General features: G+C 69.6%; 24 protein-coding genes and 1 tRNA gene. 2 read left to right on the forward strand and 23 right to left on the reverse strand.

What is annotated here, in order from left to right; genetic code table 11:
• Window positions 1-66: 66 nt before the first annotated feature.
• The 14 genes from ACFU97_RS33230 to ACFU97_RS33295 form a co-directional block, all read right to left on the reverse strand.
• Window positions 67-747 (reverse strand): protein-tyrosine-phosphatase, encoded by a 681-nt coding sequence (locus ACFU97_RS33230; protein ID WP_384264150.1) that lies wholly within the window; start codon window positions 745-747, stop codon window positions 67-69.
• Window positions 744-1,391 carry an L-threonylcarbamoyladenylate synthase gene (locus tag ACFU97_RS33235; RefSeq protein WP_384264151.1) on the reverse strand — a complete coding sequence of 216 codons (648 nt, stop codon included), beginning with the start codon at window positions 1,389-1,391 and terminating at the stop codon, window positions 744-746. Before ACFU97_RS33235 ends, ACFU97_RS33230 begins: the two co-directional genes overlap by 4 nt.
• Before the next feature lie 52 nt (window positions 1,392-1,443).
• Window positions 1,444-2,289: a peptide chain release factor N(5)-glutamine methyltransferase gene (gene prmC / locus ACFU97_RS33240; RefSeq protein WP_384264153.1), complete on the reverse strand. Its 846-nt coding sequence runs from the start codon at window positions 2,287-2,289 to the stop codon at window positions 1,444-1,446.
• A gap of 39 nt (window positions 2,290-2,328) precedes the next feature.
• On the reverse strand, window positions 2,329-3,405 hold the full coding sequence (prfA, locus tag ACFU97_RS33245) for a peptide chain release factor 1 (protein ID WP_384264154.1): 1,077 nt from the start codon (window positions 3,403-3,405) through the stop codon (window positions 2,329-2,331).
• Window positions 3,406-3,509: 104 nt separating this feature from the next.
• Complete coding sequence (rpmE, locus tag ACFU97_RS33250; RefSeq protein WP_031485840.1) at window positions 3,510-3,734, reverse strand: 50S ribosomal protein L31; 225 nt, start codon at window positions 3,732-3,734, stop codon at window positions 3,510-3,512.
• Between the two features lie 138 nt (window positions 3,735-3,872).
• Complete coding sequence (locus ACFU97_RS33255; protein ID WP_384264156.1) at window positions 3,873-5,012, reverse strand: LCP family protein; 1,140 nt, start codon at window positions 5,010-5,012, stop codon at window positions 3,873-3,875.
• Window positions 5,013-5,215: 203 nt separating this feature from the next.
• On the reverse strand, window positions 5,216-7,069 hold the full coding sequence (locus ACFU97_RS33260; RefSeq protein WP_384264157.1) for a trypsin-like serine protease: 1,854 nt from the start codon (window positions 7,067-7,069) through the stop codon (window positions 5,216-5,218).
• Between the two features lie 161 nt (window positions 7,070-7,230).
• Window positions 7,231-9,252 carry a transcription termination factor Rho gene (gene rho / locus ACFU97_RS33265; RefSeq protein ID WP_384264158.1) on the reverse strand — a complete coding sequence of 674 codons (2,022 nt, stop codon included), beginning with the start codon at window positions 9,250-9,252 and terminating at the stop codon, window positions 7,231-7,233.
• A gap of 414 nt (window positions 9,253-9,666) precedes the next feature.
• Window positions 9,667-10,584 (reverse strand): homoserine kinase, encoded by a 918-nt coding sequence (gene thrB, locus ACFU97_RS33270; protein WP_384264160.1) that lies wholly within the window; start codon window positions 10,582-10,584, stop codon window positions 9,667-9,669.
• A 248-nt stretch (window positions 10,585-10,832) separates the two neighbouring features.
• Window positions 10,833-11,891, reverse strand: coding sequence for a threonine synthase (thrC, locus tag ACFU97_RS33275; RefSeq protein WP_384264161.1), 1,059 nt, complete (start codon window positions 11,889-11,891; stop codon window positions 10,833-10,835).
• A gap of 6 nt (window positions 11,892-11,897) precedes the next feature.
• Complete coding sequence (locus ACFU97_RS33280) at window positions 11,898-13,196, reverse strand: homoserine dehydrogenase (protein WP_384264212.1); 1,299 nt, start codon at window positions 13,194-13,196, stop codon at window positions 11,898-11,900.
• A gap of 170 nt (window positions 13,197-13,366) precedes the next feature.
• Window positions 13,367-14,758 carry a diaminopimelate decarboxylase gene (gene lysA, locus ACFU97_RS33285; RefSeq protein ID WP_384264162.1) on the reverse strand — a complete coding sequence of 464 codons (1,392 nt, stop codon included), beginning with the start codon at window positions 14,756-14,758 and terminating at the stop codon, window positions 13,367-13,369.
• Between the two features lie 64 nt (window positions 14,759-14,822).
• On the reverse strand, window positions 14,823-15,845 hold the full coding sequence (gene nrtL, locus ACFU97_RS33290) for an ArgS-related anticodon-binding protein NrtL (RefSeq protein ID WP_384264163.1): 1,023 nt from the start codon (window positions 15,843-15,845) through the stop codon (window positions 14,823-14,825).
• A 415-nt stretch (window positions 15,846-16,260) separates the two neighbouring features.
• Complete coding sequence (locus ACFU97_RS33295) at window positions 16,261-16,758, reverse strand: response regulator (RefSeq protein WP_384264164.1); 498 nt, start codon at window positions 16,756-16,758, stop codon at window positions 16,261-16,263.
• Window positions 16,759-17,183: 425 nt separating this feature from the next.
• Between ACFU97_RS33295 and ACFU97_RS33300 the strand changes: the two genes are divergently transcribed.
• Window positions 17,184-17,255: transfer RNA gene (locus ACFU97_RS33300), tRNA-Arg, on the forward strand.
• Window positions 17,256-17,525: 270 nt separating this feature from the next.
• Here the strand turns inward: ACFU97_RS33300 and ACFU97_RS33305 are convergent.
• From ACFU97_RS33305 to ACFU97_RS33345, 9 genes are all read right to left on the reverse strand, one after another.
• Complete coding sequence (locus ACFU97_RS33305) at window positions 17,526-18,503, reverse strand: hypothetical protein (RefSeq protein WP_384264166.1); 978 nt, start codon at window positions 18,501-18,503, stop codon at window positions 17,526-17,528.
• Between the two features lie 290 nt (window positions 18,504-18,793).
• Window positions 18,794-20,182, reverse strand: coding sequence for a tyrosine-type recombinase/integrase (locus tag ACFU97_RS33310; protein WP_384264167.1), 1,389 nt, complete (start codon window positions 20,180-20,182; stop codon window positions 18,794-18,796).
• Window positions 20,179-20,391, reverse strand: coding sequence for a helix-turn-helix domain-containing protein (locus ACFU97_RS33315; RefSeq protein WP_355718431.1), 213 nt, complete (start codon window positions 20,389-20,391; stop codon window positions 20,179-20,181). The genes ACFU97_RS33310 and ACFU97_RS33315 overlap by 4 nt, the downstream gene beginning before the upstream one ends.
• Window positions 20,381-21,754 carry a replication initiator gene (locus tag ACFU97_RS33320; protein WP_384264169.1) on the reverse strand — a complete coding sequence of 458 codons (1,374 nt, stop codon included), beginning with the start codon at window positions 21,752-21,754 and terminating at the stop codon, window positions 20,381-20,383. Before ACFU97_RS33320 ends, ACFU97_RS33315 begins: the two co-directional genes overlap by 11 nt.
• Window positions 21,751-22,011, reverse strand: a complete 261-nt coding sequence (locus ACFU97_RS33325; RefSeq protein ID WP_384264170.1) for a hypothetical protein — start codon at window positions 22,009-22,011, stop codon at window positions 21,751-21,753. Before ACFU97_RS33325 ends, ACFU97_RS33320 begins: the two co-directional genes overlap by 4 nt.
• A gap of 104 nt (window positions 22,012-22,115) precedes the next feature.
• Window positions 22,116-22,406 (reverse strand): hypothetical protein, encoded by a 291-nt coding sequence (locus tag ACFU97_RS33330; RefSeq protein WP_384264172.1) that lies wholly within the window; start codon window positions 22,404-22,406, stop codon window positions 22,116-22,118.
• A gap of 32 nt (window positions 22,407-22,438) precedes the next feature.
• Window positions 22,439-22,633, reverse strand: a complete 195-nt coding sequence (locus tag ACFU97_RS33335; RefSeq protein ID WP_384264173.1) for a hypothetical protein — start codon at window positions 22,631-22,633, stop codon at window positions 22,439-22,441.
• 12 nt (window positions 22,634-22,645) lie between these two features.
• Window positions 22,646-23,968, reverse strand: coding sequence for an FtsK/SpoIIIE domain-containing protein (locus ACFU97_RS33340; RefSeq protein WP_384264174.1), 1,323 nt, complete (start codon window positions 23,966-23,968; stop codon window positions 22,646-22,648).
• On the reverse strand, window positions 23,968-24,315 hold the full coding sequence (locus ACFU97_RS33345) for a hypothetical protein (protein ID WP_384264175.1): 348 nt from the start codon (window positions 24,313-24,315) through the stop codon (window positions 23,968-23,970). Before ACFU97_RS33345 ends, ACFU97_RS33340 begins: the two co-directional genes overlap by 1 nt.
• A gap of 202 nt (window positions 24,316-24,517) precedes the next feature.
• On the opposite strand from ACFU97_RS33345, the gene ACFU97_RS33350 reads away from it, so the two are divergent.
• A complete protein-coding gene (locus ACFU97_RS33350) occupies window positions 24,518-25,258 on the forward strand; it encodes a GntR family transcriptional regulator (RefSeq protein ID WP_384264177.1) in 741 nt (246 codons plus the stop codon).
• Window positions 25,259-25,308: the final 50 nt, after the last annotated feature.

A 25,308-nucleotide genomic window follows, 5' to 3' on the forward strand; every position in this document is an offset into this window, starting at 1 on the left:
TGGGCTCCGGGCGTCGACGATGACGTACGACCAATGTAGGCCCGGGACACCTGGGGTGCGCGGTACTTACATCCTTGCGGGCAGCCCGGTCAGCGCCGTCACCACGGGATCGAGTGCCTGGTGTATCTCGTCGCCGATGGAGCGGAAGAACGTCAGCGGGGCGCCGTAGGGGTCGTATACCTCGTCCGCCTCGGCCGTCGGGGCCAGGAGCCACCCGCGTAGAGCGGCGGCGGCGCGGACCAGGGCGCGGGCGCGCGCGACCACGCCGTCCTCCAGCGGGGGCAGCGTCGTGGGGTCGATCGCCCGGACCAGGCGGGTGAACTCCTTCAGGGTGAAGGTGCGCAGGCCCGCCGAGTGGCCCATGGAGATGACCTGGGCGCGGTGGTCGCGGGTCGCCGTCAGGACGAGGTCGGCCATGATGACGTGCTCGTCGAGCAGTTCACGGCCGGTGAAGCCGGAGGCGTCCGCGCCGAAGTCGGCGAGGACCCGCTCCGCGTTGGCCTCCATGGGCGCGCCCTCGTGGCCCCAGGTGCCCGCGCTCTCCACGATCAGCGCACCGCCCAGGACGCCCAGCCGCTGCGTCACGAAATGGCGGGTCAGCCGCTCGGTGATGGGCGAGCGGCACACGTTGCCGGTGCTGACGTGGAGGATGCGGAAGCAGTCGCGTGGGAGCCCGACAAACGTTGTCGTGATCTCCGTCGCCCGTTCCCCGTTGCCTATGCCACGCCCCGCGTCAGGGGCTGTCAATTGGCCACCTCGAGGTCGGGTACGACCTTGCGCAGCTCCTCCGGCGACAGCGCGCCCTCGCGCAGCAGCACCGGCACGGGGCCGGTGACGTCCACGATGGAGGACGGGATGTTGCCGGGCGTCGGGCCGCCGTCGAGGTAGACGGAGACGGAGTCGCCGAGCATGTCCTGCGCGGCGTCGCAGGTCTCCGGCGACGGGTGCCCGGTGAGGTTGGCGGAGGAGACGGCCATCGGGCCGACCTCGGTCAGCAGCTCGATGGCGACCGGGTGCAGCGGCATGCGCACGGCGACGGTGCCCCGGGTCTCGCCCAGGTCCCACTGGAGCGAGGGCTGGTGCTTGGCGACGATGGTGAGCGCGCCCGGCCAGAAGGCGTCGACGAGCTCCCAGGCCATCTCGGAGAAGTCCGTGACGAGACCGTGGAGCGTGTTCGGGGAGCCGATCAGCACCGGGGAGGGCATGTTGCGGCCCCGGCCCTTGGCCTCCAGCAGGTCGCCGACGGCCTCCGAGGAGAACGCGTCCGCGCCGATGCCGTACACCGTGTCGGTCGGGAGGACCACGAGCTCGCCACGGCGGACGGCGGACGCGGCTTCGCGCAGACCGGTGGTGCGGTCGGTCGCGTCATTGGTGTCGTATCGCCGAGCCATGTCTAGCGGGCCTCCTCGTACACGTACGTCCGGGAAAAGGTGTGGGGGGCGGTCACGGCAGCGCCTTGCGGGCGGTCGCGAACCGCGGACGGTTGTTGAGGTCCGGGTGGTCGGCCGCGTCGGCCCAGCCCCGCTCCTCGGTGAAGATCCACGGCACCTGGCCGCCCTGGGTGTCGGCGTGCTCGATGACGACGACGCCGCCGGGGCGCAGCAGCCGGTGTGCGGTCCGCTCCAGACCGCGGATGAGTTCGAGGCCGTCCTCACCCGAGAACAGGGCGAGTTCGGGATCGTAGTCCCGCGCCTCGGGAGCGACGTACTCCCACTCGGTCAGCGGGATGTAGGGCGGGTTGGAGACGACCAGGTCGACCTGGCCGTCGAGGTCGCGGAAGGCCTCCAGGGCGTTGCCCTGACGCAGGTCGACCCTGGAGCCGGCCACGTTCTTGCGGGCCCACTGGAGCGCGTCCTCGGAGAGCTCCACGGCGTGCACGCGCGAGCGCGGCACCTCCTGGGCCAGGGCGAGCGCGATGGCGCCGGAGCCGGTGCACAGGTCGACGATGCACGGCTCCACGACGTCCATGGCCCGTACGGCGTCTATGGCCCACCCGACCACGGACTCGGTCTCCGGGCGCGGCACGAACACGCCCGGCCCCACCTGGAGTTCGAGGTACCGGAAGTAGGCCCGCCCGGTGATGTGCTGGAGCGGCTCACGCTGCTCGCGCCGGGCGATGACCTCCCAGTAGCGGGCGTCGAAGTCCGCGTTCTTCACGGAGTGCAGCTCGCCCCGCTTCACGCCGTGCACGAACGCGGCGAGCTCCTCCGCGTCGTTGCGCGGCGAGGGCACGCCGGCGTCGGCCAGCCGCTGGGTGGCCTGTGCCACCTCTGCGAGCAGCAGGTTCACGCAAGTCCTCCGTGTCGTACTGGGTCGTGCGTACGGCCTTTATGCGGCGGCCAGCTTCGCCGCCGAGTCCGCGTCGACGCAGGCCTGGATCACCGCGTCGAGGTCGCCGTCCAGGACCTGGTCAAGGTTGTACGCCTTGAAGCCCACGCGGTGGTCCGAAATGCGATTCTCCGGGAAGTTGTACGTACGGATCTTCTCGGAGCGGTCGACGGTGCGGACCTGGCTGCGGCGGGCGTCGGCGGCCTCCCTCTCCGCCTCCTCCTGCGCCGCTGCGAGCAGCCTGGAGCGCAGGATACGCAGTGCCTGCTCCTTGTTCTGCAGCTGGCTCTTCTCGTTCTGGCAGGAGGCGACCACTCCGGTCGGGATGTGCGTGATGCGCACCGCGGAGTCGGTCGTGTTGACGGACTGGCCGCCGGGTCCGGAGGAGCGGTAGACGTCGATGCGGAGGTCGTTGGGGTTGATCTCCACGTCGACCTCCTCGGCCTCCGGGGTGACCAGGACGCCCGCGGCCGAGGTGTGGATACGGCCCTGCGACTCGGTCGCCGGCACGCGCTGCACCCGGTGCACGCCGCCCTCGTACTTCAGGCGCGCCCAGACGCCATGCCCGGGCTCGGTGGCGCCCTGGCCGCCCTTGGTCTTCACGGCGACCTGGACGTCCTTGTAACCGCCCAGCTCGGACTCGGTGGCGTCGATGATCTCGGTCTTCCAGCCGACACGCTCGGCGTAGCGCAGGTACATGCGCAGCAGGTCGCCGGCGAACAGCGCCGACTCGTCGCCGCCCGCGCCCGCCTTGATCTCGAGGATGACGTCCTTGTCGTCGCTGGGGTCGCGCGGGACCAGCAGCAGGCGCAGCTTCTCGGTGAGCTCCTCGCGCTGCTTCTCCAGCTCCTTCACCTCGGCGGCGAAGTCCGGGTCGTCCGCGGCGAGTTCGCGCGCGGTGTCGATGTCGTCGCCGGTCTGCTTCCAGGTGCGGTACGTGGCGACGATCGGGGTGAGCTCGGCGTAGCGCTTGTTCAGCTTGCGCGCGTTGGCCTGGTCGGCGTGGACCGACGGGTCGGCGAGCTTCGTCTCCAGATCGGCGTGCTCACCGACGAGTTCCTCGACGGCCTCGAACATCTTGGGCTCCTGAATGCGGAAAGGAAGGAAAGGCGGACGACCAAAAACGCCGGTCCCGGCGCGCCTGTGAAGGGCGCGGCCGTGGACCGGCGAATGGGAGCCCGCTACTTCTTGGAGCCGGCTACAGCCTTGCCGAAGCGGGCCTCGAAGCGGGCCACACGGCCACCGGTGTCGAGGATCTTCTGCTTGCCCGTGTAGAACGGGTGGCACTCGGAGCAGACCTCGGCGCGGATGGTGCCGCTGGAGATCGTGCTGCGGGTGGTGAACGACGCGCCACAGGTGCAGCTGACCTGCGTCTCGACGTACTCGGGGTGGATGTCGCGCTTCAAGGTGTCTCCTAGTTTCGGGAGGGCGCCGGGTCGCCTCCGCGGGATACGGAAACGTGAACCGGGGCCGACGTACCAGTCTGCCAGGACTGGGGCCATCCCCCAAAACCGGGGGTTCGCCTGTTCTATTCCGGGACGGTCTCAGCCGGCGCTGACGACGCCCTTGGCCTCGCCCGTGGCGGTCCCGGTGGTGGCCGACTTCGGGATGGCCCGGTCGTTCTTGAGGGCCGTCCAGACCTGTTCGGCCTTGCTCTTCTCGACGATGACCCGGTTGGGGTTGGCCGGGTCGTACCGCACCGGCATGGTGACCATGGTCATCTTCGAGGAGCCGATGCCCTTGAGGCCGTTCGCGAACGACATCAGGGAGTTCACCGACCCCAGGTCGGAGTCGGCGGTCACGGTCTTGGTGGCGGTGTCGGCGAGGTCGTAGAGCTTCTTCGGGCTGGTGAAGACGCCCAGGTGCTTGACCTGGTCGACCAGTGCCTTGACGAAGGCCTGCTGGAGCTGGATGCGGCCGAGGTCGGAGCCGTCGCCGACGCCGTGCCGGGTGCGGACCAGGCCGAGTGCCTGCTCGCCGTCGAGGGTGTGCGTGCCGGCCTTGAGGTGGAGGTGGCTCTCGCGGTCGTCGATGGCCTTGGTGGTCGTGATCGGGACGCCGCCGAGCTCGTCGATGAGCTTCTGGAAGCCCTTGAAGTCGACCTCGAGGTAGTGGTCCATGCGGATGTCGGTGATGGACTCCACGGTCTTCACCGCGCAGGCCGCACCGCCCGTGGAATAGGCGGAGTTGAACATCACGCCCTGTGCGGCGGGATGGGTGCCGCCGCCGGTGTCGGTGCACTCGGGGCGGTCGATGATGGTGTCCCGCGGGATGGAGACCACGCTGGCCCGCTTGTGGCCCTTGTACACGTGCACGATCATCGCGGTGTCGGAGCGGGCGCTGCCGTCGTCGGCGCCGCCGCCGAGCTTCTTGTTGCCGCCGGCACGGGAGTCCGAGCCGAGCACGAGGATGTTCTCGGAGCCGTTGTCGACCTTCGTCGGCCGGGACGTGCCGAGGGCCGAGTCGATGTCGATGCTCTTGATGTTGCCGTTGAGCTTGAAGTACAGGTATCCGGCTCCGGTGCCGCCCAGCACCACGATCCCCGCGGCGGTCCAGGCCGTGATCAGAAGGCCCTTGCGGCGCCTGCTGCGGGGCTTGCGGCGTCGGCCCTTGGCGCTGTTGCGCGGGCCGCTGGTGCCGGGATCTCCCGGTATGCCGGGGTCCGGCGTGCTCTCGGCGGTCATGTGCTCCTCGTTCTCGTCCGGTCGGATACCCCCTGAGGTCAGGGACAGGCCTGTCGATACGGGTCGTACCGCACCATCGTCACTCCATCCGGTCAGACGGAGAAACCCGAGAAAGGGTTGCACAACGCACTGTGCCCAAACGGTGGACGTCTGGACACAGTGCGTCACGTACGTTTACAGCCGTACCGCGCTCACCTGCGGTTTCAGCCGAAGAGGTCGTACGACTGGAAACCGGTGCCGACCGAGACCCTTGTGGCAAAGATCTCGCTCGTGGCCTTACCGGTGCCCTTGTACAGGTAGAGCGTGCCGCCGGGCGTGCGGGCCAGGAAGTCGGCCTTGCCGTCCCCGCTGATGTCGCCGATCGCGTCGAAGGCGTTGTAGCCCGTCCACGCCGAGCGCACCTTGATACGGGCCGAGAAGGCGCCCGTGCCCGACTTGCCGGTGCCCTTGTACAGGTACAGGTCGTCGCTGCCGCTCTTGCGGGCGAGCAGGTCGGTCTTGCCGTCGCCGGTGAAGTCCCCCTTGCCGCGCAGGGAGTTGTACTGGTTCCAGCCCGTGCCGACCTTCACCCGGGTGGAGAAGGTGCCGTTGCCCTTGCCCGGGTAGATCCACAGGGTGCCGGCCGAGTCGACCGACAGGACGTCGGGCAGGTAGTCGCCGGTGACGTCGCCCGGGGTGACGATGCGGGTGCGCGTCTTCCAGTCGCTGAACATCCTGGTCTTGGACCAGGAGCCGGTCGAGGGCACGTAGTGCAGCCAGTACACGTCACCGGTGGAGCTCTGGCGCAGCACGAGGTCCTGGTAGCCGTCCCGGTTCAGGTCGGTCTGCAGGACGAGGTTGACGCCGTCGTACGAGCCCAGGGACACGCGCGCGGCGAAGGAGCTGCCCTTGGAGTCCTTCTCGAACGCCTCCTTGGTGGAGGAGCTGCGCACGAACAGGTCGGCCTTGCCGTCGGTGTAGCTGAGGTTGGCGTCGTCGACGTTCGCGTAGGCGGCGCCGATGTAGGTGCTGACCTTGGAGAAGACGCTGTAGTAGCCCTTCTTCACACAGTCCACCACGCCCCAGGAGACGACGCCGACGATGCGGTTGTTCACCACCAGCGGGCCGCCGGAGTCGCCGTTGCAGGCCGCCTTCGTGCCGCTGTCGGTGCCGCTCTGCGAGCCGGCGCAGACCATGTGGCCCTTGACGTAGTCCGTGCCGTAGACGCCGGCGCAGGTGCTGTCGGCGTGCATGGTCAGCGTGGCCGACTTCAGCGTCTCGGAGATGTCCTGACTGGTGGAGCTGGTGCGCCCCCAGCCGTAGAGCTTGGCGCTGGTGCCGCCCGCGTACGAGGCGGTGTCGCCGGACGTCGTCATCCGGATCGGCGTGGCCTTGACCGGCGCCGCGAGGGTGAGGACGGCAATGTCGTTGTTGATCGTCGTCGGGCTGTACGACGGGTGGGTCCACTGCCTGAGCGGCAGCGAGACGGTGCCGCCGTGCAGGTCGGTGTTGCCGGAGCTGTCGGTGGTCGGCAGCTGCGAGGTGCCGGTGACGACGGCGCCGTACGCCGCCCAGTTGTAGGTCTTGCCGGACTCGTCCTTGGTGCAGTGCGCGGCGGTGAGGATCTTCGTCGGCGCGACGACGGTGCCGCCGCAGAAGAAGCCGATGTCGTCGCTCTCGTCCGTGGTGCCCCGGTCGTCGTAGTACCAGAGCTGCGCCATCCAGGGCGCCGAGGTGATGGCGGTGTCGGTGCCGCCGATGACGTACGGGCTCACGGTGGAGCCGGAGGTGGTCGAGCCGGAGGAGCCGGTCGTGCTCGTGGACGTGCTCGCGCCGAGGGACGTCTTCGGCACCGTCTCGCCCGCGGTGCCGTCGGTGGCGAGCGCGCCGCTGACGCGCCGCGTCAGCTCGGCGGCCGGGACGGAGCTGGTCGCGGGCTTGAGCTTGGGCGTCGGCACGGTGGTCGCGGCGTTCGCCGACGAGCTCAGCAGGGCGGCGGCGACGGCCGCGGCGATGCCGGCGGCGGCCACGGGCAGGGCGAGACGTATCCGGCGTCTGTGACGGCCACGTCCGGACATGGGTGTGGACAAGAGTGTTCCCCCCAGGGCACAAAGTGACAGGAGGGGCGCGCGAGTGCGGCCCCGTCCCTATCAGCGCCGAAAGGCCTCCCCCCGTCACCGAAATGAACGGAAGGAGGCCTTTCTTGGGAGACTCTTGGAACTCTCCTGGGACCGGTGTCTCAGTCGCCGTTGCCGGGCGTCGGCGTCGTCTTCTGGATCTGCATCAGGAACTCGGCGTTCGACTTCGTCTGCTTCATCTTGTCGAGGAGCAGTTCGACCGCCTGCTGCTGGTCGAGGGCGTGCAGCACCCGGCGCAGCTTCCAGACGATGGCGAGCTCGTCGCTGGCGAGCAGGATCTCTTCCTTACGGGTACCGGACGCGTCGACGTCCACCGCCGGGAAGATGCGCTTGTCGGCGAGCTTGCGGTCGAGCTTGAGCTCGGCGTTGCCCGTGCCCTTGAACTCCTCGAAGATCACCTCGTCCATGCGGGACCCGGTGTCCACCAGCGCGGTGGCGAGGATGGTCAGCGAGCCGCCGTCCTCGATGTTGCGGGCCGCACCGAAGAAGCGCTTCGGGGGGTACAGCGCGGTCGAGTCGACACCACCGGACAGGATGCGGCCGGAGGCCGGCGCCGCCAGGTTGTAGGCGCGGCCCAGACGCGTGATCGAGTCGAGCAGCACGACCACGTCGTGGCCCAGCTCCACCAGGCGCTTGGCGCGCTCGATGGCGAGCTCGGCGACCGTGGTGTGGTCCTCGGCCGGGCGGTCGAAGGTCGAGGAGATGACCTCGCCCTTGACCGACCGCTGCATGTCGGTGACCTCTTCCGGACGCTCGTCGACCAGGACGACCATCAGGTGGCACTCGGGGTTGTTGTGCGTGATCGCGTTGGCGATCGCCTGCATGATCATGGTCTTGCCGGTCTTCGGCGGGGCCACGATCAGACCGCGCTGGCCCTTGCCGATCGGCGACACGAGGTCGATGATCCGGGTCGTCAGCACGCCCGGGTCCGTCTCCAGGCGGAGGCGGTCCTGCGGGTACAGCGGCGTCAGCTTGTTGAACTCCGGGCGGCCGCGGCCGTGTTCGGGCGCCATGCCGTTGACGGAGTCGAGGCGGACGAGCGCGTTGAACTTCTCGCGCCGCTCGCCTTCCTTGGGCTGACGGACCGCGCCGGTGATGTGGTCACCCTTGCGCAGGCCGTTCTTGCGGACCTGGGCGAGCGAGACGTACACGTCGTTCGGGCCCGGCAGGTAGCCGGAGGTCCGGATGAACGCGTAGTTGTCGAGGATGTCCAGGATGCCCGCGACCGGGATCAGGACGTCGTCCTCGGTGATCTGCGGCTCGCCGGCCATGTCGTCACGGCCGCGACGGCCACGACGGTCGCGGTAGCGGCCGCGACGGCCACGGCGGCCGCCCTCGAAGTCGTCGTCGTCCTGCGGGCCGTTGTCGCGCTGCTGGCGGCCGCCGCCCTGCTGCTGGTTCTGCTGACCGCGCTGGCCGCCCTGGCCCTGCTGGTCGTCGCCCTTGTTGCCACGGCGGTCACCGCGGTCGCCGCGGTCACGGCCGCGGTCACGGTCACGGCGGTCGCGGCGGCCACGGCCCTCGCCGTCACCGGCGTCGCCCTTGGCGTCGTTCTGGCCCTGGCCCTTGGACTCGTTCTGCGCGGCGGGCGTCTCGGCCTTCGGCTCGCTCTTCGCCTCGGCGGCGACCGTCTCGGGGCTGCCCGCCTCGGCGGTGGCGCGACGGCGGCGGCGCTCGCCGGGAGCGTCCTCCTGCCCGTCACGGGAGGGGCCGCCGGCCGGCTGGCCGGGAATCTCGATCTGCTGCTGGGCGACGGCCTTCTCGGCCGGGGCGGCCGCCTTCTTCTCGGCGGCGGCCTCGTCACCCGTGCGGGACCTGGAGGTGGCGCGGCGCTTGGGCTTGGTCTCGGCGGCGCCCTCGGCTGCCTTGGCCGGGGCGGCGGCACCTCCCCCGGCCTGCGCCTCCTTGATGACCTCGATCAGCTGGCTCTTGCGCATGCGCGCCGTGCCCCTGATCCCGAGGCCGGATGCGACCTGCTGCAGCTCGGCCAGCACCATGCCGTCGAGGCCGGTACCGCGGCGTCGCCGGGAGCCTGCACCGGTGGCAGGCGCGGCGGCGTCCGTGGCGGGCGCGGCAGCAGTCTCCTCGACTCGTGCGCCCATCAGATCGGTGGTGTCGCTCACGAAGGGTCCTTCCCTGGAGCGGACGTCGGCCTGTCTGGCTCGGCGACCGGTTGTGCTTCCGGCTGCGGTCCTTGCTGTCTGGACCGTGCCGGGGCGGTGGTCCGCCAAAGGTGGCGGAGGCAATATCTTGGGATGGCGCTTCCCGGAGCCGTGGCCGTGGCACCCAGTGTCGGCGTCACGTGGCTCGGTCGCACCGATTCCGGAGCGTGCCCGGCAAGTCGCTCAGTGCTCGCGTACGAGGTACTGCCCGCGTACGTCGTACGGAACACCGTGCGGCTTGGGAGGCTCCCGGAAGAATGTCTGTCCCGGACTGGGACACGAAGCACCTCGCCATGGTGGGGTCGGGTGCAGACTTGAGATTAACACTACCGGATCCAACAAACATTCCCCCTCTCGAAATCCGGCAACCGTGTGTCAGGTCGCAAGCGGCAGCACGCTCGCTCCCTCGGCATCGAGCTCGAGCCGGTTCGCGGCCCAGCCCTCACCTGCCACATCGGCCACCTTGTCGGCACTGTCGGCGTCGGCCAGCGCGAGCACGGTGGGTCCGGCTCCGGAGATGACTGCCGGGACTCCGTCGGCCCGCAGTCGCTCCACCAGCGCGGCGCTCTCGGGCATGGCGGGCGCGCGGTACTCCTGGTGGAGACGGTCCTCGGTGGCGGGCAGCAGCAGCTCGGGGCGCCGGGTGAGGGCCTCGACGAGCAGGGCCGCTCGGCCCGCGTTGGTGGCGGCATCGACGTGCGGCACGGTGCGCGGCAGCAGGCCGCGCGCGGTCTCGGTCAGGACCGGCTTTCCGGGCACGAAAACCACCGGAACGATGGAATCGGCGGCGTCCATCCTGATCGCACGCGCGGCACCCGCCTCCATCCAGGAGAGCGTGAAACCGCCGAGCAGACAGGCCGCCACGTTGTCGGGATGCCCCTCGATCTCGGTGGCGAGCTCGAGCAGGGCCGTGTCGTCGAGCTTCGGCTCCCCGCCTATGGTCACGGCGCGCGCGGCGACGATGCCGGCGCAGATGGCGGCCGAGGAGGAGCCGAGGCCGCGGCCGTGCGGAATGCGGTTGGCGCACACGATCTCCAGGCCGCGCGGCTGCCCGCCGAGCAGGTCGAAGGCGGTGCGCAGGGACCGTACGAGCAGGTGCTTCTCATCACGCGGCAGCGTCTCGCTGCCCTCGCCCGCGATGTCGATGTGCAGCCCCGTGTCGGCCACCCGGACGACCACGTCGTCGTAGAGCCCCAGCGAGAGGCCGAGGGCGTCGAAGCCCGGGCCGAGGTTGGCGCTGGTGGCGGGGACACGCACCCTTACGGCTGCGGCGCGGAATGCAGGACCGGCCATCTCTCGATGACTCTCCTTAGAGCTGCGTGATGGTCGAAGACGTTCGATACGACATCGGGTACGTACGCGGAGACCCTCGGGCCGCTCGGGCGGCGCGGCACCGTCCACATGCTCCATGCGGAGGCATATGCGGCGGGCGGGTTCAGTTACAGCCTATCGAAGGAAGCTTCTGTGGCGACATAGGGCGCACAGGAGGCGCACGATGCGTGCCGTAAGCCCCCTGTGCACCCCTGGGCGGGAGTTCCCGCTCAGGCCAGACCGAGGCGCTCGGCCGCGGCCACGGCGTCGACCGGAACGGTGACCGGCTGCGGGGCGCCGGCGACGGCCCAGTCGGGGTCCTTGAGGCCGTTTCCGGTCACCGTGCACACGATGCGCTGGCCCGGGTCGACCTTGCCCTGCTCGGCCGCCTTCAGCAGACCGGCCACGGACGCGGCCGACGCGGGCTCGACGAAGACACCCTCCTGAGCGGCCAACAGCCGGTAGGCGCGCAGGATCTCACGGTCCGTCACCTCGTCGATGAAGCCGCCGGACTCGTCCCGCGCGGCCAGCGCGTACTGCCAGGAGGCCGGGTTGCCGATGCGGATCGCGGTGGCGATGGTCGAGGGGTCCTTGACGATCTCGCCGCGCACGATCGGGGCGCTGCCGGACGCCTGGAAGCCCCACATCCGGGGTGTGCGGGTGGCCACGCCGTCGACGGCGTACTCCTTGTAGCCCTTCCAGTAGGCCGTGATGTTGCCCGCGTTGCCGACCGGGAGGACGTGGACGTCGGGCGCGTCGCCGAGCATGTCGACGATCTCGAAGGCGGCCGTCTTCTGGCCCTCGATACGCACCGGATTGACCGAATTCACCAGCGCCACAGGGTAGTTCTCGCTCAGCGCGCGGGCGAGGGTGAGGCAGTCGTCGAAGTTTCCGTCGACCTGGAGGATCTTGGCGCCGTGCACCAGCGCCTGGCCCATCTTGCCGAGCGCGATCTTGCCCTGCGGGACGAGAACGGCCGAAACCATGCCGGCCCGCACGGCGTACGCGGCGGCGCTGGCCGAGGTGTTGCCGGTGGAGGCGCAGATGACGGCCTGCGCGCCCTCCTCCTTGGCCTTGGTGATGGCCATGGTCATACCCCGGTCCTTGAAGGACCCGGTCGGGTTCGCGCCCTCCACCTTGAGGTGGACCTCGCAGCCCGTGCGCTCGGAGAGCACCTGCGCGGGCACGAGGGGCGTGCCGCCCTCGCGGAGCGTCACGACCGGCGTGGTGTCGGAGACGGGCAGCCGGTCCCGGTACTCCTCGATGATTCCGCGCCACTGGTGGGTCATTGCTGGTTACTCTCCTTCAACCCGCATGATGCTGGCGACACCCCGCACGGTGTCGAGCTTGCGCAGCGCCTCGACGGTCCCGCTCAGGGACGCGTCGGACGCGCGATGGGTGACGACGACGAGGGACGCGTCGCCGCCCCCGTCCTGCCGTCCTTGCTGCCGAACCGTATCGATCGACACTCCGTGCTCGGAGAACACCGTGGCGACCTGGGCGAGAACGCCCGGTTTGTCGGCCACGTCGAGGCTGATGTGATAGCGCGTCACCACGTCGCCCATGCCCGACACGGGCAGCGCGGCGTACGCCGACTCGCCCGGACCGGTCGACCCGCTCAGCCGGTTGCGGCAGACGGCGACGAGGTCGCCGAGCACGGCGGAGGCGGTGGGCGCGCCGCCGGCCCCGGGGCCGTAGAACATGAGCTGCCCGGAGGCGTCGGACTCCACGAACACCGCGTTGTAGGCGCCGCGTACGGAGGCGAGGGGGTGGCTCAGCGGAATCATCGCGGGGTGCACACGCGCGGTGACGGACCGGCCGTCCCCGGCCCGCTCGCAGATGGCGAGCAGCTTGATGGTGCAGCCCATCTCCTTCGCCGAGCGGAAGTCGGCGGCGGTGACCTCGGTCATGCCCTCGCGGTAGACGTCGTCGAGGCGCACCCGCGAGTGGAAGGCGATGCCCGCCAGGATCGCGGCCTTGGCGGCGGCGTCGAAGCCCTCGACGTCGGCGGTCGGGTCGGCCTCGGCGTACCCCAGGGCGGTGGCCTCGTCGAGGGCCTCCTGGTAGCCGGCGCCCGTCGAGTCCATCTTGTCGAGGATGAAGTTGGTGGTGCCGTTGACGATCCCGAGGACGCGGTTGACCTTGTCGCCCGCGAGGGACTCGCGCAGCGGGCGGATCAGCGGGATGGCACCGGCGACGGCGGCCTCGTAGTAGAGGTCCTTGCCGTGCCCGTCCGCGGCGGCGTGCAGGGCCGCGCCGTCCTGGGCGAGCAGCGCCTTGTTGGCGGAGACGACGGAGGCGCCGTGCTCGAAGGCGGCGGTGATGAGGGAGCGGGCGGGCTCGATGCCGCCGATGACCTCGACCACGACGTCGATGTCGCCGCGTTTGACGAGGGCGGTGGCGTCGGTGGTGACGAGGGAGGGGTCGATGCCCTCGCGCACCTTGGACGGCCGGCGCACGGCCACACCCGCGAGCTCCACGGGTGCGCCGATCCGGGCGGCGAGGTCGTCGGCGTGCGTCGTCATGATGCGCGCCACCTCTGAGCCGACAACCCCACAGCCCAGCAGCGCCACCTTCAGCGGACGCGTACGCATCATCCGACCTCGTTTCCTCATACCGGCTACGGTTGGACCAGTCTCACTCACCGGACGGGACTTTCTATCCCATGTCCGGATCGTGAGACATCGATTTCATTTGTACGGTGGTGGAAGACAGGAGATCTTCCATCTTCCACCCCTTTCCTGCTCCGGTTCCCTGCGCCGGCTCAGCCGACGTCGAGGCGCAGCAGGTCCTCCTCCGTCTCGCGGCGGACGATGACGCGGGCCTCGCCGTCGCTCACGGCGACGACCGGCGGCCGCAGGACGTGGTTGTAGTTGCTCGCCATGGAGCGGCAGTACGCGCCCGTCGCGGGCACCGCGATGAGGTCACCCGGTGCCAGGTCGGCCGGCAGGAACGCGTCCTTCACCACGATGTCCCCGCTCTCGCAGTGCTTGCCGACGACCCGGGCCAGCATCGGCTCGGCGTCGGAGGTGCGCGAGAGCAGGGCGACGCTGTACTCGGCGTCGTAGAGCGCGGTGCGGATGTTGTCCGACATGCCGCCGTCGACGGAGACGTACGTGCGCAGGCCGTCGAGGGGCTTGATGGTGCCGACCTCGTAGAGCGTGAAGGCGGTCGGGCCGACGATGGCGCGGCCGGGCTCGACGGAGATGCGGGGCGTGCGCAGCTTGGCGGCGTCGCACTCGCGGCTGACGATCTCGGTGAGGGCCTTGGCGATCTCGTGCGGCTCACGCGGGTCGTCGTCACTGGTGTACGCGATCCCGAGCCCGCCGCCCAGGTCGATCTCGGGCAGCTCGACGCCGTGCTCGTCCCGGATGTCCTTGAGCAGCCCGACCACGCGGTGCGCGGCGACCTCGAACCCGGACATGTCGAAGATCTGCGAGCCGATGTGCGAGTGGATCCCGATCAGCTCGAGCCCGTCGAGCCGGAGAGCGCGCCGTACGGCCTCGGCGGCCTGTCCCCCGGCGAGCGGGATGCCGAACTTCTGGTCCTCGTGGGCGGTGGCGATGAACTCGTGCGTGTGCGCCTCGACGCCGACCGTGATCCGGATCTGCACCCGCTGCCGCTTGCCCAGCTCCTGTGCGATGTGCGCGACGCGGACGATCTCCTGGAAGGAGTCGAGGACGATACGGCCGACGCCCTCGGTGACCGCGCGGCGGATCTCCTCCACCGACTTGTTGTTGCCGTGGAAGGCGATGCGGTCGGCGGGCATGCCGGCCGAGAGCGCGGTGGCGAGCTCGCCGCCTGAACAGACGTCGAGGTTGAGCCCCTCCTCGTGCAGCCAGCGCACGACGGCACGGGAGAGGAAGGCCTTGCCGGCGTAGAAGACGTCGGCGTCGGCCCCGAAGGCGCTGCGCCAGGCACGAGCCCGGGCCCGGAAGTCGGCCTCGTCGAGGATGTAGGCGGGGGTGCCGTGGCGCTCGGCGAGCGTCTTGACGTCGACGCCGCCGACGGTGGCCACGCCGTCCTCGTCACGGGTGACCGTGTGGGCCCAGACCTTCGGGTCGAGCACGTTGAGGTCGGTGGGCGGGGCGGAGTAGTGGCCCTCGGGAAGGACGTCGGCGTGACGGGGCCCGGCGGGGTGTGCGGAACGGCTCATTTTCTCGGGTGGCTTTCTGTGTGCGTCACAGGTGATCGGGATGCGTCACGGGTGATCGGGTGCGTCACAGGTGATCGGGTGCGTCGATGCCGAGCAGGGACAGGCCGCCGGCCAGCACCGCCCCGGCGGCTTCGGCGAGCGCGAGCCGGGCGCGGTGGGCGGCCGAGGGTTTCTCGTCGCCGCGCGGAAGCACGGCGGGCAGGACGGCGAGGACGGCATCGGCGACGGTGACGAGGTGCCGGGCCAGGCTGTCGGGCGTGCGGTGTGCTGCCGCACGTGCGAGGACGCGGGGGTGGTCGGCGAGGACGGTGAGGAGCTGGACGGAGTGCGGAGGGTCTCCCTGTACGGCTCCGGGTGCTCCGTGTCCTTCAGGTGCCGCGAGTGTTCCGGGCTCGCGGGTGAAGCCCAGATCGGCGGCGTTACGGGCGACGGCCCGGGTGCGGGCGTAGGCGTAACGGACGCGGAAGAGAGGGTTGCTCTCGCGCTGGACCAGGTGGTCGGCGGTGATACGGGGCCGGTCGTGGGCGGCGGGGTGCAGCAGCGCCCAGCGGGCGGCGTCGGGACCGAGCTGGGCGGGGTCGTCGGGGGCCGGCACGGGCCGGAGGTTCACCGGTTCCCGGTGCCCGACCTCGACGCGCCCCCCTTGCGAACCGACGATCCGCACCAGCGCGTCCGCGACGACCTCGGCACGGACGTCGTAGGGGATACGCAGCTCGACGACCTGCCCGGCGAGGGAGTCGCCGTGGCCGTAGGCCGGCCCGGCGTCCAGGATCTCGCGGGTCAGGGCGGCCGCGGGGGCCGCCGCCGGTTGAAGGCTGATGTTGATGAACCCCGGCCCGGTGACGACGACGTCGGCGACACCGTCCGTCCCGGCGAGGTGCTGCCGGAGGATCTCGGCGACCCGCAGCGGCGGCTGCCCGGCGGGCCGTGCGAGCTGGAGGGCGATACCGGTGGCGTAGTCACCGCACCCGCCCGGCCCGGGCGGCGTGACGACGGCCCGTCGCGGCACGACCACACTCAGCTCCCCCGCATCCACAGCACAACGCACCGCGCGCAGCACGGTGCGGGACAGCTCGACGGGGGTCACGGGTCAAGCGTATGGGAGGAGGGGGGTGGGTATGCGAGCCGGTTTGGGGGTGGGTCCGGGATGTGGACGGGGGCGAGGGCCGGGGGGTGGGGGTTGTGGGGGGGGCTTGCGGGTGGCGGGCGGGTGGGGGTTGTGGGTGCGGGGGGGTGGGGGTTGTGGGTGCCGGGCGGTGGGGATTGTGGGTGCGGGGGTGAGGGATCAATGGCCAGGGGCCATGAGGCCTAGGGGCCCATGGGGCCTACGAGGCCATGGGGCCTAGGGGGCAGGCCGGGGACCAAGGACCAGCGATGCGGGAGCGGGCGCCAGAGGCCCAGGGCGCCGGGGGTGGGGTCCCCGGGTGGGGTGCCGCGAAGCTGCGGGATGGGCAACCAAGACATAGGCGGGAACTGAGATGTAGAACCGAGATACGGGACTGTCAGCCGGCGGCGCCGCGGCCGGCGCGCTCGGCCTCGCCGACGCCGAGCCCGCTCCCGACCTCGGACTGAGAATCGCTCTCCCCCCTGTTCCCCCCGCCCCGCTGCCGCTCGATCAACTGCCTTACGAGACGTACGAGTTCGGCAGGTTCGAAGGGCTTGGCAAGGAAGGCATCGACACCGACGTCCAGCCCGGCGTCGACTTCGTAGGAGGTACAAGCGCTGACGATCGCCAGGGGAAGATCACGGGTCCGGGGATCGTTGCGCAGCCGGGCTGCGGTACGGAGCCCGTCAAGCCGGGGCATCACGACATCGAGCGTCACCACGTCGGGCCGCACCTGATGCACCACATCCAGACACTCGGCACCGTCAGCCGCGGTCACCACCTCGAAACCCTCCAGCTCGAGATTGACCCTGATCAGCTGCCGGATGACCTTGTTGTCGTCCACAACAAGCACCCGACCCGACGCGCCTGGCACAACTCGAGAGTAGGTCGGCACCGGCCACCGCGTCCGGCTTTTCCCTGTTTCTGGCTCGGGCGGGGGACGGGGGGTTGGGGGGTGGGCGGGAGTACGGGGTGGGGGTGTGGAGGGTGGGGTGAGGTTGTGGGGTGTGCGAGGGGTGCGCTCGGGGCGAGGACTTGTGGGGCGTGCGGGTGGCATCGGCTTGACCGGCGTGCGGGATGTGCCGCTACGGATTGGAAGCTCGCCGTGCGGCGGTCAGGGAGGGGCGGCGACGCTGACGCCTTGTGGGGTGCTGGACCCGACAGCGCGGAGAACACACCGATGAGCTCCCGTCGGCGGCACAACCCGGGCGCGGCAGCGACACGATGACCCTGCTCGCGACGCCGGAAAACCCGTTCATGAACACCCTGGATCAGCTGGTAGGGTTCTACCCGTCGCCGCGCACACAGCGCAGCGGACACGCCCCCGTAGCTCAGGGGATAGAGCAACGGCCTCCGGAGCCGTGTGCGCAGGTTCGAATCCTGCCGGGGGCACCCTTTCTGAGGTGCCTAAAGACCCCGTGATCAGCGAGTTCGCTGAGTGCGGGGTCTTCGCGTGTGTGCAGGCAGATGCCGCCGAAAGCAGCTCCATGACAGTGATCACGTAATGACCACGTAATGATCTTGACGGGCTTCGCGGCAGGTCAGCAGCCGTTTCCCATCATTGCGAGGGCAGCTTTCCGACATACCTCCGACAGGATGTCCCGTGACAGCAAACCTCAAGCGCGTGGCCATTGAAGGTTGAAGAAGAGCTGCCTGTCGAAGCTAGCCCGCCGCCGTGGCCAGGGCTCCTGTGGCGGAGGGCTGCGTCCGGCAGGCTGGGGCCCATTCTTTGAGCTGATTGGCCAGGTTGTCCGAGAGGTCATTCAGGTAGCTGTCGGGATTCTCGGCTGCGCTCTCTGCCGCGCGCTTTAGGTCGCTGAGAGTGACCATCTGACTGCCATGAACGAGCTCTTTGTGACGGAACTGGCAGAGCCGGTCGAAAACCACCTTGATGAGCTTGCCGATGCAGCCGCGGACGCGCGCCTCGGGATCGTCTCGCCAAATGCCGTAGAGACGTACCGCGACTGAGCGCAGAGCACCCTCGTTGGGTTCGCTGGCGGTTGCCATCCTCACCAGAGCCTCGACAATGAGCAGCTTCGTCTTGGGCTTGAACGTGGGATTCCAGGAACCGTCCACCGCGCTCGGCCAGTGTAGGGACTGACAGACGCTGAGCCCCCCGGCGTGACGGCACAGCAGCTCCGCTGCGACGAGTTGAGCGTTGAGGGACGTTGAGCGCAATGCAGCATCAACCACCAGGATGGCTGTCTCGTCCGAGATCCTCTTCTGGCTATCCGCACCGTCTTCGGGCCATAGATCCACAAGTAGCGCCACAGCAAGATCGGCGTAGTCGAGCTTGGTGAGCGCCAGCAGTCCTGAAGCCATTGCTGCCGGGTGTACGGGTCCCGATTCGGTGGGGGAGATCAGCTGTCCGGCCCGCATCGCGGCATCCAGTTTGAGCTGACGTTGCTGGTCAGCTTGCTCCTGCGTCAGCCGTCGTTCTGTCTGGCGGTTCAGCATCAATCCGATCAGGGACACCGATGCGGTAACCAGTACGCCGACGAAGGTGAGGATGGCAGCCAGCCGTGATGTGTTGCCCCTACCGAAAGAGAAGGGACCAAGGAGAAGGGCCGCAGGTAGAACAGCGAAAAAGGTAAGTACACCGAGTGATGCAGCGGCAAGTTTCTTACTGTCTCCACTCATGCGGAGCCCCCCTACCCGCGGCCTACGGTTCAAGGCCTGACGCTCCATGATGACCCTGACCGGGGTACATCGACCAGCCAAGTGGCCGAAGTTGGTGCCTGACATCGTCAGGCCGGAGCCTGCGCGTTACGTAGAGCGCCGAATCCATCGAGGATCGATGACATTTCGTCATCCGCCGCTGCTTGCGGCCTGCACCTCAGTGGCAAAACCTCAAACTTCCCTGCCACAGGACACACGACGACAGCCCCGGACCGCTCTGGAGCTGTCGTGTGATAGCCGCGTGGGCCGCTTCACGGTTCGGTGTCGTCCTCTTCCCCCAGACCCTTAAGGATCCGGCTGTTCATCTCCTGCTCTTGGCCGTCAATGCACTTCGCGTAGATCTTTAGGAGTACATCCACGGAGTGGCCGGCGCGGGCTGCCACCTCCGGAGCCGGAACGCCCGAATTGAGCCACTGGGAGACGCCCGCATGGCGGAGGTCGTACGGGCGAGCTGCCAGAACGGACGCCACCTGGTCGGGCGGAAAGGCCAGCTTCCGGGCTTGCTTCCACGCGCGCGAGTACGACGACGCCGCTACGACGTTGCCCCGCTCACTCGCGAACAGCCGGCCGTCCTCCGCCGTTCCGAACTCCTTGATGTGGTCCTGAAGCAGCTGCACGAGCGGGGGCGGTATCGGCACAATGCGTACCTCACCGTCCGCCCGTTGCTTCAGGCCGCGCCGGTCGTGCGCTTCGCCTGAATCGGTCCACGCCTTCCCGGCGGTGGGTCGGGTCTCCGCCAGGTCGATCCGGCCCCAGCCCTTCCCCGGGAGCGCGCAGTCCGAGAGACGCAAGCCCAGCGCCTCACCGGGCCTCATGGCCGCGTAGTACAGGCAACCGAAGAACGCCTTCAGCCGTCGACCACTTGCCCGCTCGTAGCTGCCTACGTACGTGAGCGCTGTCAGCAGCTCCCGCGCCTGCCGAGGGTTGACCACCACCCGGCGGTCGACTTCCTGCACCGCGCGCTTCCCCCGCCTTCGACGCACCCGGCTCAGCGGATTCGAAGACAGCATCTCCAACTCCAACGCGTACTCAAGGGTGTTGAAGACCACCGCACGGCGCCGCCGGTAGGTCTGCGTGGCCGCAGGCTTGCCGTCGAGCTTCCGTGTGAGGGCGTCGATCAGGTCATGCGCGCGGGTGATCTCCTGAAGTTCCGCCACCGGCAGCGAAGCTTTCTCGATCCACTTCGCCGCCGCCGCGATCTCCTCGGGCCGCTCACGCTCCCGCCGAGGCGGGGGCAGCAGGTAGGAGCGCAGCGCCCGCCTGAGGTCAGCCGGAGCAGGTCGACCGCGGACCGGCTTGACCAGCGCGGGCAAGACCGTTGCCAAGGCGTCGGTCATGCTGTCTCGCTGCTTCGCCGAGGTCTCCGCCCACCGGGCATCGATGTACTTGAGCGCCAGCCCCAGGAATGACAGGGCCGCTTTGCCACCGCGTAACGAGTCCGGCAGGCCGGTCACGGTGTCGAACGGCTCGCCCTTGTCCGCTGCCCGAAGCAACTTCGCTCGGAAGCGATCGGCCAGCGCCTTCGTCTTGTGCGACTCGTGGAACGGCTCGCCGTCCACGGACCAGCGGACGAGGTAAGTCGGCTTCTTCGCGGAGCGGTTGATACTGAGCTTCCAGATGACGACCTTGTACGACTTCACGACGCCGCCCCTTCCGCCCGGTCCTCCAACCAGTCGTTCAGCACGTCCCGCCGAACCCGGAGCTCCCCGTTCGGCAGGCGGATGCAGGCGGGGGCGATGCGCAGTTCCCGCCAGCGGTAGAAGGTGCGCCGGGAGATGCCACCCAGTTCGTCGAGCACCTGCCGCACGGTAAGCAACTCGGCCGCCCGACCGCGGTTCTCACGCGCCATGACGACCACCGCCCTCCCGAACGGAGGCAGCAAGGAGTGCCGCCTCCGGCGAGTAGCCGCGCCCCGCGTAGCGCCACCGGCCGACCGTGACGGTCTGGACGTCAGCCAGACCGAGCGAAGCCCGTTGTTGCTCCGCACGGTGGTCGGCACGGGCCTGCCGAAGAGCGGTCAGCGTGGTCGAGTAGCGGCGCGACTTGGTTGAGAAGTGACCGCCGTACCCGAGCATGTGCGCCCAGCGACGCAGCCCGAGCGGCTCGAACTCCGGCAGGCCGCCGAGCCACCAGCACGTGCCGATCATGCGCAGCACGTGCGCCCTCACGGGCAGCATGACCATGTCCCGCGCGTGGTAGATCCGGCCGTCCACCGCGCCGGCGGACTCCGCCCCCTTCGTGGCGTACTTGGCGATGTAGCCAGCCACAGACGCCGCGGAGGCCGGCCGCTCCCCCGCATTGCGTCCGTACGCGGTGACCGGCCGTACGTCGACCTGCGTGCCGAAGCGGAGCTCCCGCGGACCGATGACGTCCGCGCCAGGAGCAGCCAACCGCACCCGACCGACCACCGACCGTACGGCGTCCATAAGGAGTGCCACGGTGACCCAGCCCGGCGGAGACGAGTCGGGCCCGTCCGGTCCGTCCAGGCGGATCACGCCATGGAAGTGGACCAGCCCGCGCCGCTGGTACTCGGCGACCTTTGCGTACGAGAGTCGGGCGACTTCCCCGAACTCCGCACGGGACAGACCGACTTGCCGTGCCACCTCCCGCCTCAGCTCCAGCCCGAACCGGTGCCAGAGCCGACCAGCGAACGCGTGCCAGAGGACCGCACCCGCGTAGTCATAGCAGCGCGGGCAGAGCGGTTCACCGAGGCGGGGATCATCCGCCGAGTGGCGCGCACGGCATCCAGTCGGCCGACCGTGCGGGCAGCACCCCCCCGGCCGACGGGGACGACAGGCCCGTACGCGCCCGTCGCGTTCACGGCGCGTGTGGACCGGGCCGAAGCCGGGGGCGGTGAGCGTGGCGAACACGCGCGGGTGCTCGCTCACCGCCTCCGTGACGTTCTTGCCGCCGACGAGTCCGGCCCGGACGAGTTGGTACGTGTCCGCCCGGTAGAGCGCCGAGCAGGCCGGGCAGACCGTCGCTCGCCGGTTGCCGCATGCGGTGAGCAGGCGACCGCCGTAGACGTCCGAACCGTACGAGAGCAGAGCCGCGCCCGTGGTCGTGTCGAAGACGGTCGCCGTGCCGACGAGGTGGATCGGGTTGGTGCAGCCGCCGAGGCGGACAATGTTCCGGCGCCAGGCGGCGAACTCCGGTTCCGAGGCCCTGGCGACCAGAGCCGCAGCGCTGACCGGTACGAGGGTGGCGGTCATCGGCGACCACCCCCGCCGCCGAACGCGTGCGCCATCACGGCCGAGATGCCCTCCGGCCGGGTCTTTGCGCTGAAGCGGAGCGTCGGGTCCGTGAGCCAGAGTGCCGCAGCGTGCGCGGGACACAGACGGTGCTCGGTGTCGTCGAGCCCGACGAGAACGACTTGTTCACGTCCGGCGCAGGTCGAGACCTCCGAGTCGTGCTGCCTGAGTTCGCAGTCGGCCAGCGGGGATTTGCGCGAATGATGCGCGGTGGACAAAGTGTGAGTACTCCTTTCACTGCTCATGTGGCGGATGGAGTGGGTTCCTGACGGGGTCGGGTTTGGCGACTTCGCGCCCCGTCGGGAGCCCGCCGTACGGGCAATCACTGCCGCTCCTTGGGCGGAATCGCGACGACGACGTACGCGATCGGTCCGAATTCGCGGCGCGCGTCGAAGTAGCCCTGGCCGAGGTCCTCCGTCGGCACGCCGAGCGGAGCGGCAACGGACTCCACGCCCTCTCGACGACCGGCGGAGTCGGATGCGTCGACTAGGACGGCGACGGATGCATGGCGCGGTACGACGACCGCGGGGTTGGCTGTCAGGAAGTCGACCAGCTCCCGCAGACCGGCCAGGAACGCGGCGCGGTCACCGGAGCGGATGTCGTAGTCGGACACTGGATGCCCCCTTCTCGGGTCAACAGGTCGGTTCAGAAGCGGAGCTGGCCGAGGAAGCCATTCACGCCGTCGAGGAAGGCCTGAGCGAACGGCGCGGCCACGGTCTTGGAGAGCAGGAAGCCGAAGGCTCCGCAGAGCAGCGCGTCCACCCATCGCAGGTACCGGATGTGCAGGAGGAACCAGATCAGCAGGCCGAGCAGTAGAACGGCGGACATGGACACCAGCACGGCAGGCCCCTTTCACGGCGCTTCGACGTGCAGTTCGGACAGGAGGGGAGTCAGGTGCGCGTACTCGGCGGCGACGGCTTCCGCCTCCGCTTCCGTGATCAGGTGCGACCGAGCGCGTTCCCAGCCGTCACCGGAGGCGAGGACGGCCGTACCGGCCTGTTCCGGGGTGATGGCCTGTGCCGCCTTGAGGGCGTCGGGATTGAGGTCGCCGAGCGCCATTTCGGCTGTCCCAGGGTCGGCCACGCGATGGCAGACCCGGCCGCCGAGCTGCGCCCGCAGAGCGGTGACACCGGGTCCCAGGTCAGAGCCGACGCGTTGGCCGGCAACGACGAGGAACACCCCGAGGGCCGCGCCGAGTTGGGCCAGCCGGATGAGTGCCGTACCGGCAGCGTGTGCTTCGTCCTTCTCGCTCCGGCTCGCGACGAGGAACAGTTCCGCGATCTCGTCGACGATCACGACGACGGGGACCGGGCGTTCCTTGTCCGGCAACCCCCAGACGTTGCGGACGCGCGCCGCCCGGCACACGCTCATGCGGTCGAGGGTCAGGTCCACGAGCGCGGACAGCAGCCGGACTGCCTGTTCACGGTTGGTGGCGAGGGCGGACAACCGCGGCTCGTAGAGGGACAGTTCCATGCCGCCCTTGCAGTCGATGCCGACTAGGGCGACGTGCTGCGGAGCCAGGCCCGCCACGAGCGCGTTGATCAGCGTCGACTTGCCGGAACGCGTGGCCCCCACGATCAGCCAGTGCGGCACACGCCGCAGGTCGACCACCCAGGCGGCACCGGTCTCCAGCACACCCACGGCCACCCGCAGCAAATGACCAGAAACCCGCTGCTTCAGAGCCCGAGGAGCGGCCAACGGGTCGGACGCTGACGCGACGATCCGTACGACTCCCGGCTTCCAGGAGGTCACCCGCACCGCGTGAACCTGCCAGTCCTCGGCCATAGCAGGCGCAGCCTTGACGAAGTCCTCCGGCACCTGGCCCGGCAACAGCCGCACCAGCAGCACGAAGCCGCCGTAGGTCGGGCGTATGAGACCGCGACGCGGTACGCGCGGCTGCGGTGGAGGCGCCCCGTTGCCGACGAGCCCAGACACGACCGTCAGAGCCGGTCGCCGACTCGTGGCGAGCCCACAGCCCGCCATCAAGGGCCGCCAGGTCTGCATGACCCGGAAGGCCACGACCGGGAAGCCGAGTAACAGCCACCAGGCAACGGGGTAGCGGCGGCGCAGGGCCGGGCCCGCCAGAAGCAGGCCCGACACCAGCACTGCGGCCACCACCAGAACCCAACTCGGCCCGGTCGCACCGGCCGAAGTGGTGGAGGAGGCCAGATTCATCACTGTGCGGCCCCCTTGCCCGCGGGAGCGGGAGCGTTCAGGGGCCGGATCTCCGCTGCACGGAACGCGATCCCGTGCCGCCCCTCGTTCTCCCACGGCGTGGCGACCAGGTCGCGCACAGCCACCGGCATGCCGAGCTGCACACCGGCCGGCTCACCGGCCACGCTCACGTTCACGACGTCGGCCGACGACCCTGCCATCAGGCAGAGGCCGACCTGGTACATGGTCTTTCCGGTCTCGCGGTCGACGCGGAGCTGACCGGTCTCACGGTTGGCGATCCGCGGAGCCGGGGGAACGGCGCAGATGATCCCCGTGTACTTCGCGGTGTCGATCGGAAGGCTTGCCACTGTTCGTCTCTCCTCATCTCCGGCACCCGAAGGCTGATCCTCCGGGTTGCTAGACCACCCGTACTACGGGTGCCGCGAACCAGAGTGCCGACCCGTAGTACGGGTTGTCAACCGCCTAGCGATACGAGAAGCTGTCCACGATCGTGGACAAGCCGTCTACGACGACGAACAGCCGTAGAAGCCACGGCCACGGAGGGCCCGCATGCCGCCGAAGAACACGCAGCCGAAGTATCGGCAGATCGCCGACTACCTGCGCGATGGCATCCTCAACGGCACCTTCCCGGCCGGCCAACCGCTCCCGTCCGAGGAGGCGTTGGCGAAGCAGTTTGGCGTGACGCGTCCCACAGTCCGTCAGGGCCTCGCCGAGCTACGGGCATCCGGTCTCGTCGAGGCCATCATGGGCCGCGGCACCTTCGCCCGCTCTCCCCACAGCCGCCCAGGCCTCACGCGCCCCCGAGGCGTACGCCGAGCCACGGACGGCCGCTACGTCGAGGCCGACGGCATCCGCTGGACAGACGCCGAGCCACCAGTCGCCACCCGCACCGACGCCCCGATGGCCCTGGCGGACCTACTGCGCATCCCGCCGGGCGAGCCGATGTTCACGTACGACGCCCTACAGACGGCAGACAACGGCCGCCTCCGCCAACTCCACCGCACCTACGTGCCGTTCTCGGTGCTCGTCGACACCAAGTACGAGGAGGAGGCCCCACCGCCGGCGCCGGAGCTCTACACCGCACTCGCCGACCTCGGCCACGAACTCCACTTCACGGAGTACGTCCGCACCCGTATGCCCCTACCGGACCAGGCCCAGGCCCTCCGGCTAGCAGACGGGGTCCCCCTCCTGCACGTCCTGCGGGTGACGCTCACGGAGGCCGACAAGCCCTTGGCCCTGGAGGAGTTCCACCTACCGGGCGACGAGTTGGAGCTGTCGTTCAAGCTGTAGCCGACCCCCGGTTGGCTCAGAATTTCTTCACGTAATCAAGGCGGCTCGCT

The sequence above is a fragment of the Streptomyces sp. NPDC057616 genome (assembly GCF_042800575.1).
Classification (GTDB): domain Bacteria; phylum Actinomycetota; class Actinomycetes; order Streptomycetales; family Streptomycetaceae; genus Streptomyces.